Here is a 13636-nt window from a genome sequence, read left to right as displayed (position 1 = left end):
CTCCGTCACCTCGGATATGACCGGGCCCACAGGTTAGTGACCCCCATGAGCCGGTTACGGTCGAAGGCATGGAGAACGTGCTTCGCCCGCTGATCGTGATCGGTGGCTCTGTCGTACTGACGCTGCTGGTCGGCTGGATCGCCGACCTGCTGCTGCGACGCGCCGATCAACGCCACCCCCAGGTCAAGCTGTGGGGCCTGCTGCGCCGCTGCCGTCTTCCGCTGCAGTTCGTGATGTGCGTCGCACTGCTGAGAGGGTCCTACGACCAGGCGGAGATCGGCGCCGACCACTCCGCGGGGATCGGCCAGACCCTGAACCTGGTCCTCATCGGGTCCGCCGCCTGGCTCATGGTGCGGATCGCCACGGCGATCGTGGAGTCCTCGTACTCCCGCTACGCCCATGCCCACCGCGACCCGGCCAGGGTCCGCCGCGTCCGTACGCAGGTGACGCTGATCCAGCGCGTGGTCTCCGCGATCGTCGGTGTGGTGGCGGTCGCCGCCATGCTGCTGACGTTCCCGGCGATGCGCGCGGCCGGCGCCTCCCTGCTCGCCTCGGCCGGCATCCTCGGCATCGTCGCCGGTGTCGCCGCGCAGTCCACGCTCAGCAACATGTTCGCCGGGCTGCAGATCGCCTTCGGCGACATGGTGCGGCTCGGGGACACGGTGGTGGTGAACGGGGAGTGGGGCACGGTCGACGAGATCACGCTCACCTTCCTGACCGTGCGCACCTGGGACGAGCGCCGGTTCACCATGCCGGTGTCGTACTTCACGTCGCAGCCGTTCGAGAACTGGTCCCGCGGCGGTGTGCAGATGACCGGGACGGTCTTCTTCCACCTGGACCACAGCGCTCCCGTCGAGGAGATGCGCAACAAGCTCCGGGACATCCTCCGTGAATGCCCCGCCTGGGACGGCCGGGACTACGGCCTTGCCGTGACCGACTCCACCCCCAGCACGATGGAGGTGCGGGCGCTGGTCACCGCGAAGGACGCGGACGACGTCTGGACGGTCCGGGTCACGGTCCGCGAGCAGATGCTCCGCTGGCTGACCGTCCACCACCCGTACGCCCTGCCGCGCGTCAACACGGCCGACGCGATCCTTCCGCCGGGCACCGCCGGCTCGAACGGCACCGAGACGCACCGCCCCCGCACCACGACCCGAGGCCGGGTGACGGAGCCCCCGCGAACAGGCCGCGGCTGACCCATCCCCGAAACGCCTTCAAGCGCGGCCCCGGTGGGGCCGTCCGCGCCGTTCCCCGCGCCCCTGCCCCCTGGGGGCGCGGGGAACGGCGCAATCTTTTGGCCTTCAGGGGCGCGGGGAACGGCGCGAGAAGCCCTCACCGAACCCGCACCCACCCACCCACCCACGAACGCGAACGCCCCAAGGCCGGCCAGGCCAAGGGCCTACTTCAGACTCCGCACATCCAGGTGCCGCAACACCCGGTCGACGACCTCAGGATTGGCCCCCGCCTCACTACGCGCGGCCAACACCTCATGCCGCGCAGCGGACATCATCTCCCCCTGAATCCGCCGCACCTTCTTGATCCGAAGAGCCCGCTGCTCATGCGCCTCCCGCCGCTCGTCCTCCCCCAGGTCCGGACTGATCCGGTACCCGATGTCGAACGCCCGCCGCAGCAACTGCTCGGTGAGCTCGTCGGACAGATCCTCCGTCTCCCCGAGCTCCTTCAGCCGCTGCTTCGCCGCCTTGGCCGCCCGCACGGCGAGCGTCTTCTCGAAGTCCTTCTCCCGGTCGGTGTCGGCCTGCACCCCCAGCTTCCGCACCAGCCACGGCAGGGTCAGCCCCTGCACCACGAGCGTCGCCATGATCACCCCGAACGCGATGAAGATCATCTCGTCCCGGTTGGGGAACGGCTCCCCGCTGTCCGTCTTCAACGGGATGGCCAGCGCCAGCGCGACGGAGGCCACCCCGCGCATCCCGGCCCACCACATGACGACGGTCTCCCGCCAGGTCGTCGGGATGTCCTCGTCGAGGTCCCGTTTCGCGTGCAGCCGCTTGGTCAGCCAGGTGGCGGGCAGCAGCCACGCCAGCCGTACGAGCACGACGACGCCCACGATCGCGGCGGCCCAGCCGAGCATCTCCCCCCAGCGCCCCGACGCCGTCCTGATCGCGTTGTGCAGCTCCAGTCCGATGAGCCCGAAGGCCACCCCGGTGACCAGCGTGTCGACGATGTTCCAGAAGGTGTGCCCGGCGAGCCTCGTCATGACGTCGTCGGCGTTGTTCGCGTACTCCGCCAGGAACAGCGCCGTGGTGAGCACCGCCAGCACGCCGGACCCGTGCAGTTCCTCGGCCAGCACGTACGAGGCGTACGGCACGAGCAGGGTCAGGCTGATCTGCAGCGTCGGGTCCCCGAGTGAGTCCATCAACCGGTTCGCGGCCCAGCCGAGCCCGAGCCCCACGGCGACCGCGACGACCGCGGACAGCAGGAAGTCGAGGGCCGCGCCCGGCAGGGAGAAGGAGCCGCTGATCGCGGCGGCGATGGCCACGTGGTAGAGCACGATGGCCGTCACGTCGTTGAACAGACCCTCGCCCTCCAGGATCGACACCAGGCGGCGCGGCAGCCCGAGCTGCCCCGCGACGGCGGTCGCCGCGACCGGGTCGGGCGGCGCCACCAGCGCGCCCAGCGCCACGGCGGCGGCGATCGGCAGCCCGGGCACGATCGTGTGGGCGACCGCGGCGACCACGGCGGTGGTGACGAACACCAGGGCCACGGCGAGCAGGAAGATGGGCCGCTTGTTGGCGGTGAACTGCCGCCAGGAGGTGCGCCGTACGGCGGCGTAGAGCAGGGGTGGAAGCAGCGCGGGCAGGATCAGCTCGGGCGGGATGTCCACGTTCGGTACGAATTCGAGGACGGCCAGCACGATCCCGAGCAGGGTCATCAGCACCGGCGAGGGGAGCCCGAGGCGGTCCCCCAGCGGAACGCTCACGACGGCCGCGAGGAGCAGCACGAACAGCAGGGCCAACTGGTCCACGTTCAGGGCTCCAGGGATCTAGACGGTCAAAACAGGCCAGACCCCAAGCGTGCCACCGCAGACCGGATCCACACGCAGCCGCCCCGCCACTCCGGCGACTCCACCCACCAGAGGCACCCTGTCAGTGGCGCCCCACCAGGAGCACCCCTCAAGGGCGCCGCCAGAACCCGCCAACGCCTAGAGGGAGCGCCGCATCGCCCGGTGCGGTATCCCGGCGTCGGGAAACTCGGGCCCGTAGGCCACATAACCCAGCCGCTCGTAGAACCGAAGCGCATGCGTCTGCGCATGCAGATCCACCGCCGCCAGCCCGCGCGCGCGTGCCACGTCCTCGATGCCCCGCACGAGCGCGACCCCGATACCCAGCCCCCGTGCGGCCTTCACGACGGCGAGCCGCCCCAGGGAGCCGACCCCGGACTCCCCACCGGTCCGGCCGGCCGCCGCCCCGCCGTGCAGCAGCCGTCCCGCGCCGAGCGGCAGTCCGTCCTCGCGCACGGCGAGCACATGCACGGCCTCGTCGTCGTACGCGTCGTACTCAAGGTCCTCGGGGACCCGCTGCTCGACGACGAAGACCTCCCTGCGCACCGCGAAGCAGGCCTCACGGTCGGCGGGATCCTCGGCGACCCGCACCACGCAGGGCGACGGGCTCGACGACGGGCTCATGCGTTGCTTTCCTCCCGCACGCGGTCCAGCGCCTCCTGAAGGTCGTCCGCGTAGCCGGCCTCGAACTCGACCCACTGCCCGTCCCCGGGGTGCTCGAATCCGAGCCGTACCGCCTGCAGCCACTGCCGGGTGAGCCCGAGCCGCTTGGACAGGGTCGGGTCGGCGCCGTACGTCAGGTCGCCGACGCAGGGGTGCCGATGGGCCGACATGTGGACGCGGATCTGGTGCGTGCGCCCGGTCTCCAGCTTGATGTCGAGCAGCGAGGCCGAGCGGAACGCCTCGATCAGGTCGTAGTGCGTCACGGAGGGCTTGCCCTCGGCGGTGACCGCCCACTTGTAGTCGTGGTTCGGGTGCCTGCCGATGGGCGCGTCGATGGTGCCGCTGGTCGGGTCGGGGTGGCCCTGGACAAGCGCGTGATAGCGCTTGTCCACCGTGCGCTCCTTGAACTGACGCTTGAGCGACGTGTACGCGTACTCCGACTTGGCGACCACCATCAGGCCGGACGTGCCCACGTCGAGGCGGTGCACGATGCCCTGGCGCTCGGCGGCGCCCGAGGTGGAGATCCGGTACCCGGCGGCGGCGAGGCCGCCGATCACGGTGGGGCCCGACCAGCCGGGGCTGGGGTGCGCGGCGACACCGACCGGCTTGACGATCACGACCACGTCGTCGTCGTCGTGCACGATCTCCATGCCCTCGACGGGTTCGGCGACGATCTGCACGGGCGGGGCGGCCTGTGGCATCTCGACTTCCATCCAGGCGCCGCCGTGCACCCGCTCGGACTTCCCGACCACCGAGCCGTCGACCGTGACCTTCCCCGCCGCGGCGAGCTCGGCGGCCTTCGTACGGGAGAAGCCGAACATGCGGGAGATGGCGGCGTCGACACGCTCGCCCTCCAGGCCGTCGGGCACGGGCAGGGTACGGATATCGGGAACGGTACTCACCCGTCGAGTATGCCGGACGGGTGAGACACCGGCTCACGGCAGCCCGCGCGCCCGGGGCTCCTCGCGCGCTCAGTCCTTGTGGACGGTGCCGTCCGGGTCCAGGCCCCGGAAGGACAGCAGCACGATCAGGACGCCGCCGCAGACGATCGCGGAGTCGGCGAGGTTGAAGACCGCGAAGTGCTTGGGTGCGATGAAGTCGACGACCGCGCCCTCCAGGACACCCGGCGCCCGGAAGATCCGGTCGGTGAGGTTGCCGAGCGCGCCGCCGAGCAGCAGGCCGAGCGCGATGGCCCAGGGCAGGCTGTAGAGCTTGCGGGCGAGCCGGGCGATCACCACGATCACGGCCGCCGCGATCACCGTGAAGATGATCGTGAAGGCCTCGCCGAAGCCGAAGGCCGCGCCGGCGTTGCGGATGGCCTCGAACCTCAGCCAGTCCCCGATGATCTCGATCGGCTCGTGGTGCTCCAGCTTCGCGACCACGATCAGCTTGCTGATCAGGTCCAGCGCGTACGCCAGGGCGGCGACGGTGAAGAGCACGGCGATCCTGCGCCTGCCCCTCGGCGCCGCGGCCTCGCCGACGGGCTCCTCGGGACCGGAGCCCTCCTCGGGGCCGGAGTCCGAGGTCTCCCCGAGGGCGGACCCGGACCCGGCGTCCGCCCGCTCGTCCGGCGCCGCGCTCCTGTCGGGCTGCTCCGGACCGGCTCCCGCCGCGCCCGGCGTATCCGGCGTACCGATGATGCGCTCCGCCTCTGCCACGTGAGTGAGTCCCTCGACCTAGGTGCCTGACTGAGCACGAGGGTACGGCACGGTCCGTCACGGCCAGGCGCCCAGGAGGCACCCCGGCCGGATCGGTGTTCGATCCACGGGACGTCCGAGGGGATGTCAGTAGCGGCGCTCCTGCTTCTGCTTGCACTCGACGCACAGGGTTGCCCGCGGGAAGGCCTGCATGCGGGCCTTGCCGATGGGATTGCCACAGTTCTCACAGAGCCCGTACGTCCCCGCGTCCAGGCGCTCCAGGGCCCGCTCGGTCTGCTCCAGCATCTCCCGCGCGTTGGCCGCGAGCGCCATCTCGCTCTCGCGCGTGATGTTCTTGGTGCCGGTGTCCGCCTGGTCGTCGCCCGCACCGTCCCCGGAGTCGCGCATCAGCCCCGCCAGGGACTCCTCGGAGTGCGTGATCTCGGCGCGCAGCCGCAACGCCTCGGAGAGCAGTTCCTCGCGCGCCTCCGTGGCCTCCTGCGGGGTCCACGGGTCCTCGCCGGGGCGTACCGCGAGCTCGCCGGGTTCCGCCGCGGCCACCCGCGCCTTGGGAACCGCGGTGGGCTTGTCCGCCGCCGCGGCCGTGCCAGAGGTCTTCTTCGCAACCACCGTCGTGGCTCCCGTCGTCTCGGCGGCCTGTGCCGCTGTTCCCTCGGCCGCGGAAGCGACCGCCTTCCTGGCCGTGCGTGTGCCCTTCGTGGCGGCCGTCTTCCGGGGCGCCCGCTTCACCGGCGCCCCGGTCTCCTCGGCGGAGGCGGTACCGGTACCGGCCGCCTTCGCGGAGCCGGCCGCCGCACCGGCTCTCCTCGCGGCAACCTTCTTCGTGGCCGCCGTCTTCACCGGAGCCGTCCCGGCGGCGACCGTCTTCGCGGCAGCCGTCTTCTTGCGAGCCTTCTTGGTGGCCGCCGTCCCGGTGCCCGTCCCGACGGTCGGCCCGGAGGCCGTCCCGGGCGCGGTTCCAGTGGGTGTCCCGGAGGCCGTCTTCTTCGCACCCCCGGCTGCCTTGCCGGTCGCGCTCCTCCCGCCGCCGGCGCCCTCGGCCGCCGCCCCCGAGTCACCGGCCGCCCCCATGGATCTGCCCGACGCCGACTGCTGTTCGGCGGTCTTTTTCGCCACCATGGCCGCGGCCCCTTCACATTTTGTGACCTTGCACGCGAATCGTGCTGGGACGATAAATCGACTTGAGTCCCACGGCAACGGGGCACGCCGCCCGGTTCGCCCGCCCCGCGCGTACCGCACAGCGAGTCTGCAAGCGTTGTGCCCAGCTCCCCGCCGGGTAATCCGCCGCGTCGGCCGTCCCGGGACCCGAACAACGGCGCCTCGGCATTCGGGTCAGTGCACGCCTCCGCCACGCGCCGCCGCCCGCTCTCACGGACCCCGTAAAACCGGTCTGCCGCTGTCGGCCCGGCGCCGTACACTGGCCGGAGCGAGAAGCTTGGATGGGGACGAGTAGCGGCGTACGCGGCCAAGAGCGACCCGGGGACGGTGTGAGCCCGGGGGCGAGCGCGACGTGAAGATCACCCCGGAGCCGCCGGAAGAAAGCCGCAGCGAACACGCAGCGGCCGGTAGACCCGGTATCGCGACCCCAATGAGGGGGCTCACCGGCGCGCGGAAAGCGCCGGAGGGCCAAGGAGGGTGGTACCGCGGGAGCGCGCCGAACACGGCGTAGGTGACAACACGGCTCTCGTCCCTCCGGACGGAAGGCAGAAGTCCGCCGGAGGAAGTTCGTTGGATACGCAGCCGAGTACACAGCCGCAGTACCGCCAGGTGCCGGCCCAGATCGACCTGCCCGCCCTTGAGCACGCCGTGCTCGACTTCTGGAGCGAGCAGAAGATCTTCGCCAAGACCCTGGAGCAGTCCGAGGGCCGCCCGGAGTGGGTGTTCTACGAAGGCCCGCCCACGGCCAACGGCATGCCGGGCGCCCACCACATCGAGGCCCGCGTCTTCAAGGACGTCTTCCCGCGCTTCCGCACCATGCGCGGCTACCACGTGGGCCGCAAGGCCGGCTGGGACTGCCACGGCCTGCCGGTGGAGCTGGCGGTCGAGAAGGAGCTCGGCTTCAACGGCAAGCAGGACATCGAGGCGTACGGCATCGCCGAGTTCAACGCCCGGTGCCGTGAGTCCGTGACCCGCCACACCGACGCGTTCGAAGAGCTCACGACCCGCATGGGCTACTGGGCCGACCTGAACGACCCGTACCGGACGATGGACCCGGAGTACATCGAGTCCGTCTGGTGGTCGCTCAAGGAGATCTTCAACAAGGGCCTGCTGACCCAGGACCACCGTGTGGCCCCCTGGTGCCCGCGCTGCGGCACGGGCCTCTCGGACCACGAGCTGGCGCAGGGCTACGAGACGGTCGTCGACCCCTCGGTGTTCGTCCGTTTCCCGCTCACCTCCGGTCCGCTCGCGGGCGAGGCCGCGCTGCTGGTGTGGACGACGACCCCGTGGACCCTGGTGTCCAACACGGCGGTCGCCGCGCACCCCGACGTGACGTACGTGGTCGTGACGGACGGCCGGGAGAAGCTCGTCGTCGCCGAGCCGCTCGTCGGGAAGTCCCTCGGCGAGGGCTGGGAGACCACCGGACAGTCCTTCACGGGCGCCGAGATGGAGCGCTGGACGTATCAACGTCCGTTCGAGCTCGTCGAGTTCCCGAAGGACGAACCCGCCCACTACGTGGTCAACGCCGAGTACGTGACGACCGAGGACGGCACGGGTCTGGTCCACCAGTCCCCCGCCTTCGGTGAGGACGACCTCAAGGTCTGCCGCGCGTACGGGCTGCCGGTCGTGAACCCCGTGCGTCCGGACGGCACCTTCGAGGAGGGCGTCCCCCTCGTGGGCGGTGTCTTCTTCAAGAAGGCGGACGAAAAGCTCACGGAGGACCTCCAGAACCGCGGTCTGCTCTTCAAGCACATCCCGTACGAGCACAGCTACCCGCACTGCTGGCGCTGCCACACCGCGCTCCTCTACTACGCGCAGCCGTCCTGGTACATCCGCACCACCGCCATCAAGGACCGTCTCCTCCAGGAGAACGAGAAGACCAACTGGTTCCCGGACTCCGTCAAGAACGGCCGCTACGGCGACTGGCTGAACAACAACGTCGACTGGGCGCTGTCCCGCAACCGCTACTGGGGCACCCCGCTGCCGATCTGGCGCTGCGAGGACGACCACCTCACCGTCGTCGGCTCCCGCGCGGAGCTGACCGAGCTGACGGGCAGCGACCAGTCGGAGCTGGACCCGCACCGCCCGTTCATCGACGAGGTCACCTTCGCGTGCCCGAGCTGTGAGAAGACGGCCACGCGCGTGCCGGAGGTCATCGACGCCTGGTACGACTCGGGTTCGATGCCGTTCGCGCAGTGGGGCTACCCGTACAAGAACAAGGAGCTCTTCGAGAGCCGCTACCCGGCGCAGTTCATCTCGGAGGCCATCGACCAGACCCGCGGCTGGTTCTACACGCTGATGGCCGTCGGCACCCTGGTCTTCGACAAGTCGTCGTACGAGAACGTGGTCTGCCTCGGCCACATCCTCGCCGAGGACGGCCGCAAGATGTCCAAGCACCTGGGCAACATCCTGCAGCCGATCCCGCTGATGGACCAGCACGGCGCGGACGCGGTGCGCTGGTTCATGGCGGCCGGCGGCTCCCCCTGGGCGGCCCGCCGCGTCGGCCACGGCACCATCCAGGAGGTCGTCCGCAAGACGCTCCTCACGTACTGGAACACGGTCGCCTTCCAGGCCCTGTACGCGCGCACGGCCAACTGGGCGCCCAGCGCCGCCGATCCGGCGCCCGCGGACCGCCCGGTCCTCGACCGCTGGCTCCTGTCCGAACTCCACGCGCTCACCGACCAGGTGACGCAGGCTCTGGAGTCGTACGACACCCAGCGCGCCGGCAAGCTGCTCTCGGCCTTCGTCGACGACCTGTCGAACTGGTACGTACGCCGTTCCCGTCGCCGCTTCTGGCAGGGCGACAAGGCGGCGCTGCGCACCCTCCACGAGGTCGTCGAGACGGTCACGCGGCTGATGGCCCCGCTGACCCCGTTCATCACCGAGCGGGTCTGGCAGGACCTCGTGGTGCCGGTGTCCGCCGACGCCCCGGAGTCCGTGCACCTGTCGACCTGGCCGGAGGCGGACCTGTCCGTCATCGACCCGGAGCTGTCGAAGCAGATGGTGCTCGTACGCCGTCTCGTGGAGCTGGGCCGTGCCACACGCGCGGAGTCGGGAGTGAAGACCCGCCAGCCGCTGTCCCGCGCGCTGGTCGCCGCGACCGGCTTCGGCTCCCTCGACCGTGAGCTGCACGCGCAGATCACCGAGGAGCTGAACGTGAGCTCGCTCGCGTCACTGTCCGAGGTCGGTGGTTCACTGGTGGACACGACGGCCAAGGCGAACTTCCGCGCGCTGGGCAAGCGGTTCGGCAAGGGCGTGCAGGCGGTGGCGAAGGCCGTCGCCGAGGCCGACGCGGCCGCGCTGTCCCTGGCCCTGCGCGAGGGAACGGCCTCGGTGGAGGTCGACGGCGAGACCGTCACGCTGGCCCCGGATGAGGTCATCATCACAGAGACCCCGCGCGAGGGCTGGTCCGTCGCGTCGGACTCCGGTGCCACGGTGGCGCTCGACCTGGAGCTGACGGAGGAGCTGCGGCAGGCCGGTCTGGCCCGTGACGCCATCCGTCTGATCCAGGAGGCCCGCAAGAACAGCGGCCTCGACGTGGCGGACCGGATCGCCCTGCGCTGGACGTCCACGGACCCGAAGGTCATCGCGGCGCTCACCGAGCACTCCGCCCTGATCGCGGACGAGGTGCTCGGCACGGACTTCGCCCAGGGCGAGCCGGACAACACCTACGGCCCCGCCTTCACGGACGAGCCCCTGTCCCTGGTGTTCCACCTCCGCAAGGCGTAACCCCAGCCGCACGCATGCCCGCCGCCCCCAGCCGCGGGCATGCGCGCCGCCCCCCAGCTGCGGGCATGCGTGCCGCTAGGGGCGGCACGGGTGGGCGCAGCGGCACCTGCAAGCGCAGGCCGCCGACAACGCCGTGACCCGAGCCCCAACCCCGCGCACCGAGAAGGCCCCGGTCCACCAGAACTCTGATGGACCGGGGCCTTCTCCGTCCCGCGCCGCAGACGCAAAAGAAGACGGCAAACGGGCGGAGCCCCCGGATAACCGGGGGCTCCGCCCTGAACGCTGCCGACGCCTAAGGCGTACGGGAGGCCGTCAGTTGTCGTCCTCGTCGATCAGAAAGCCACGCATCGGCGAAGGCGCCTGCTGCATGGGCGAGGGCCCCTGCGGCCGGACCGGCGCCATCGGCTGGGTCATGGCAGGCGACATCTGCTGCTGGCCGCCGTAGGACTGCGCACCGGGACCGGGGCCGCCCATCGGGTTGCCGCCGTAGGACGGCGCGCTCGCCCCGGCCGGAGCCATGGACGGGCTGGGCGACGACGGAAGCGAGGCGGTCGCCGGGGTACGCGGCGGAGCCAGCGAGTCGTCGGCCTGGGTCTCCAGCTGACGCAGCTGCGACTCCAGGTAGGACTTCAGACGCGTGCGGTACTCGCGCTCGAAGCCGCGCAGGTCCTCGACCTTGCGCTCCAGCGTGGCGCGGGCGGACTCCAGGGAGCCCATCGCCACGCGGTGCTTCTCCTGCGCGTCCCGCTCCAGGGCGTCGGCCTTGGCACGGGCGTCGCGCTCCAGACCCTCGGCGCGGCTACGGGCCTCGCCGACGATCTTGTTGGCCTCGGAGCGGGCCTCGGCGATCGCCTGGTCGGCGGTCTGCTGGGCCAGCGAGAGCACACGGGCGGCGCTGTCGCCACCGGGACCCTGGCCGGGCTGTCCCATCTGCGGGCCGTGCCCGCCCATCGGACCACCCATGGGACCGCCCATCGGGCCGCCCATCTGCTGGGGCATCTGCTGCTGCATCTGTCCCTGCATGGGGCCGGGACCCTGGCCCATGCCGCCCTGCATCGGACCCTGGCCCATCGGACCCTGGCCCATGGGGCCCTGACCCATCTGGCCGGGACCCTGCTGACCCTGGGCGCTGGGGCCCGCGGGAAGCTGCGGGGCACCGCTCGGCAGCTGGGGCGGGCCGCCCATGGGGCCGCCCATCTGCTGCTGCGGCGGGCCCGATATGCCGGCGGGTACGGGAGCGCCCGGACCGCCGCGCATGCCCTGTGGCGGACCCTGCTGTTGCTGCGGATCCTGCTGTTCGGGGGGCTTGCGCATGCCCTGTTGCTGGTTCTGCGCGGCGGCGCGTGTCGCGGCGGCCAGCTTGGCGCGCAGGTCTTCGTTCTCGCGGAGCAGGCGGGTCAGTTCGGCTTCGACCTCATCGAGGAAGGCATCGACCTCGTCCTCGTCATAGCCTTCTCGGAGGCGGACGGTCGTGAACTGCTTGTTCCGCACGTCCTCGGGGGTCAACGGCATCTCTTCACCTCAACGTAGTCGTCGGCATCGTCGGCGTTCGGCAAGACCGTATCGTTCACAGCCGGCTCACAACGGAGATCAGGATGTAGACGATGATCATCAGTACGAAGAAGGACAGGTCGAGCGCCACGCCCCCGAGACGTAGCGGCGGGATGAACCGCCGCAGAAGCTTGAGCGGTGGATCAGTGACAGTGTAGGTCGCCTCAAGAACGACCACCATCGCCTTGCCGGGTTGCCATGAGCGGGCGAACTGGAAGACGTAGTCCATGACCAACCGGAAGATCAGCACGATGAGGAAACACATCAGCACGACGTAGAGAACCTGCCCGACCACGCTCATGATTCCGTGCGTCCCTCTCCCCTGTTTTCCGTGCTGTCCGGTCCTGCGTCTCAGCTCTGGTTGAAGAACCCGCCCTCTGCGATGCGAGCCTTGTCCTCCGCCGTGACATCGACGTTAGCAGGAGACAGCAGGAACACCTTCTGCGTCACCCGCTCGATGCTCCCGTGGAGACCAAACACCAAACCGGCCGCAAAGTCGACAAGTCGCTTGGCGTCCGTGTCATCCATCTCGGTCAGATTCATGATCACCGGGGTGCCCTCACGGAAGTGTTCCCCGATGGTACGGGCCTCGTTGTAGGTCCGGGGGTGCAGCGTGGTGATCCTGTACGGCTCTCGTTCCGACACGACCTTGGGCATGATCACCGGCGCGTTCTTCTCCAGGCTTTGACGTTCTTGTGTGATGGACGCCACGGGGGCGATCCGGGCCGGGCGGCCGGATTCCGCGCCCAGCGAAGCGGAATGGGGCGCGGGCTCCCGCTGCACCGGAGCATGCACCACTCGTACCGGTTCGTCCCTTTGGGACTGGTGTGGCTGGTGCGACTGATGCGACGGCTCATGCCGTCGGCGGTCCCGCTCGGGCTCCGGATCAAGCTCGGGCTCGAAGTCGTCATCGGGGTCGAAGCCCCTGCCGTCGTACCCATCGTCCTCCACGAGGCCGAGGTAGACCGCCATCTTGCGCATCGCGCCGGCCATGCTCTGAGTCCTCCGCTCTGTGGTGGATCGGCTGACTGTTGCCAAGTGCCCGCGATCCACGAGGTCGTCTGCCCGCCAGCGGCGGTAATGACCATATTTTCTGCTGTGGTCCGACTTCTTGGCGACGTTACCCGAGCCTGGGGCGGACGCCGAGTACCGCAGTGCCGACGCGTACATGTGTCGCTCCGGCCGTCACTGCTTGTTCGAGGTCTGCACTCATCCCTGCCGAGACCATGTTCGCAGCCGGATGAGCGCGGCGCAGGTCAGTCGACAAATCCATCAGGCGCTCGAACGCCGCCAGTTCACGCCCCGCGTACGGGCCGGTGAGCGGAGCGACGGTCATCAGTCCGTCGAGCCTCAGACCCGGCGCCCGGGCGACGAGTTCGCCCAACTCCCCGACGCCTTCGACCCCTACACCACCGCGCTCCCCCAGTCCACCCTTTCCCGCCGCGGACTGCTCCGCGTCGAGCGCAACCTGGATGAGGCAGCCCACCTCGCGTTCCGTGCGCACCGCTTCCTTCGACAGGGCGGTGACGAGCCGGGCCCGGTCGACGGACTGCACGACGTCGGCGTAACCGACCACCGAACGCACTTTGTTGGTCTGCAACTGGCCCACGAAGTGCCAGGACAGGGGCAGATCGGAGCAGGCCGCGGCCTTGGGCGCCGCGTCCTGGTCACGGTTCTCGGCGACGTGCCGCACACCGAGTTCCGACAGGATCCGCACATCCTCGGCGGGGTAGGTCTTGGTGACCACGATCAGGGTCACCTCTTCACGCTTGCGCCCGGCCGCCGCGCACGCGGCGGCGATGCGCTCCTCCACGTCCGCCAGGTTCCCGGCGAGTTCCGTCCTACGGTCCGTCAT

Annotated in this window: 11 protein-coding genes; 2 read left to right on the top strand and 9 right to left on the bottom strand. The window is 70.2% G+C overall.

Annotated features, from left to right (window positions below):
* Positions 1-68: 68 nt before the first annotated feature.
* A complete protein-coding gene (locus OHS59_RS32380) occupies positions 69-1196 on the top strand; it encodes a mechanosensitive ion channel family protein (RefSeq protein WP_328496887.1) in 1128 nt (375 codons plus the stop codon).
* A gap of 203 nt (positions 1197-1399) precedes the next feature.
* Here the strand turns inward: OHS59_RS32380 and OHS59_RS32375 are convergent, their stop codons facing one another.
* The 5 genes from OHS59_RS32375 to OHS59_RS32355 all read right to left on the bottom strand — a co-directional run bounded on the left by OHS59_RS32375 (position 1400) and on the right by OHS59_RS32355 (position 6462).
* Positions 1400-2986 (bottom strand): Na+/H+ antiporter, encoded by a 1587-nt coding sequence (locus tag OHS59_RS32375; RefSeq protein ID WP_328496886.1) that lies wholly within the window; start codon positions 2984-2986, stop codon positions 1400-1402.
* Between the two features lie 177 nt (positions 2987-3163).
* Positions 3164-3646, bottom strand: coding sequence for a GNAT family N-acetyltransferase (locus OHS59_RS32370; RefSeq protein ID WP_328496885.1), 483 nt, complete (start codon positions 3644-3646; stop codon positions 3164-3166).
* Entirely contained in the window at positions 3643-4587 is a 945-nt protein-coding gene (locus OHS59_RS32365; RefSeq protein ID WP_328496884.1) for an RluA family pseudouridine synthase, read from the bottom strand. The genes OHS59_RS32370 and OHS59_RS32365 overlap by 4 nt, the downstream gene beginning before the upstream one ends.
* Positions 4588-4656: 69 nt before the next feature.
* Positions 4657-5343: a signal peptidase II gene (gene lspA / locus OHS59_RS32360; protein WP_328496883.1), complete on the bottom strand. Its 687-nt coding sequence runs from the start codon at positions 5341-5343 to the stop codon at positions 4657-4659.
* Between the two features lie 126 nt (positions 5344-5469).
* Positions 5470-6462, bottom strand: coding sequence for a TraR/DksA family transcriptional regulator (locus OHS59_RS32355; protein WP_328496882.1), 993 nt, complete (start codon positions 6460-6462; stop codon positions 5470-5472).
* A gap of 609 nt (positions 6463-7071) precedes the next feature.
* Here OHS59_RS32355 and ileS point away from each other — a divergent pair.
* On the top strand, positions 7072-10230 hold the full coding sequence (gene ileS, locus OHS59_RS32350; protein WP_328496881.1) for an isoleucine--tRNA ligase: 3159 nt from the start codon (positions 7072-7074) through the stop codon (positions 10228-10230).
* Between the two features lie 312 nt (positions 10231-10542).
* Here the strand turns inward: ileS and OHS59_RS32345 are convergent, their stop codons facing one another.
* The 4 genes from OHS59_RS32345 to OHS59_RS32330 form a co-directional block, all read right to left on the bottom strand.
* A complete protein-coding gene (locus OHS59_RS32345; protein ID WP_328496880.1) occupies positions 10543-11742 on the bottom strand; it encodes a DivIVA domain-containing protein in 1200 nt (399 codons plus the stop codon).
* A gap of 55 nt (positions 11743-11797) precedes the next feature.
* The gene (locus OHS59_RS32340) at positions 11798-12082 is read right to left on the bottom strand and encodes a YggT family protein (protein ID WP_107017493.1); all 285 of its coding nucleotides are present in this window, start codon (positions 12080-12082) and stop codon (positions 11798-11800) included.
* Between the two features lie 50 nt (positions 12083-12132).
* The gene (locus OHS59_RS32335) at positions 12133-12774 is read right to left on the bottom strand and encodes a cell division protein SepF (RefSeq protein WP_328496879.1); all 642 of its coding nucleotides are present in this window, start codon (positions 12772-12774) and stop codon (positions 12133-12135) included.
* A 127-nt stretch (positions 12775-12901) separates the two neighbouring features.
* Positions 12902-13636 carry a YggS family pyridoxal phosphate-dependent enzyme gene (locus tag OHS59_RS32330; RefSeq protein WP_328496878.1) on the bottom strand — a complete coding sequence of 245 codons (735 nt, stop codon included), beginning with the start codon at positions 13634-13636 and terminating at the stop codon, positions 12902-12904.

Origin of the sequence: Streptomyces sp. NBC_00414 (assembly GCF_036038375.1) — a bacterium.
In the GTDB taxonomy this organism is placed as follows: domain Bacteria; phylum Actinomycetota; class Actinomycetes; order Streptomycetales; family Streptomycetaceae; genus Streptomyces.
This window is presented reverse-complemented; position numbering and strand designations above follow the sequence as displayed.

Coding starts and splice junctions, on each gene's coding strand:
- OHS59_RS32380 (WP_328496887.1), top strand. CDS start 69: ATGGAGAACGTGCTTCGCCCGCTGATCGTGATCGGTGGCTCTGTCGTA.
- OHS59_RS32370 (WP_328496885.1), bottom strand. CDS start 3,646: ATGAGCCCGTCGTCGAGCCCGTCGCCCTGCGTGGTGCGGGTCGCCGAG.
- OHS59_RS32355 (WP_328496882.1), bottom strand. CDS start 6,462: ATGGTGGCGAAAAAGACCGCCGAACAGCAGTCGGCGTCGGGCAGATCC.
- OHS59_RS32345 (WP_328496880.1), bottom strand. CDS start 11,742: ATGCCGTTGACCCCCGAGGACGTGCGGAACAAGCAGTTCACGACCGTC.
- OHS59_RS32340 (WP_107017493.1), bottom strand. CDS start 12,082: ATGAGCGTGGTCGGGCAGGTTCTCTACGTCGTGCTGATGTGTTTCCTC.
- OHS59_RS32335 (WP_328496879.1), bottom strand. CDS start 12,774: ATGGCCGGCGCGATGCGCAAGATGGCGGTCTACCTCGGCCTCGTGGAG.
- OHS59_RS32330 (WP_328496878.1), bottom strand. CDS start 13,636: ATGACGGACCGTAGGACGGAACTCGCCGGGAACCTGGCGGACGTGGAG.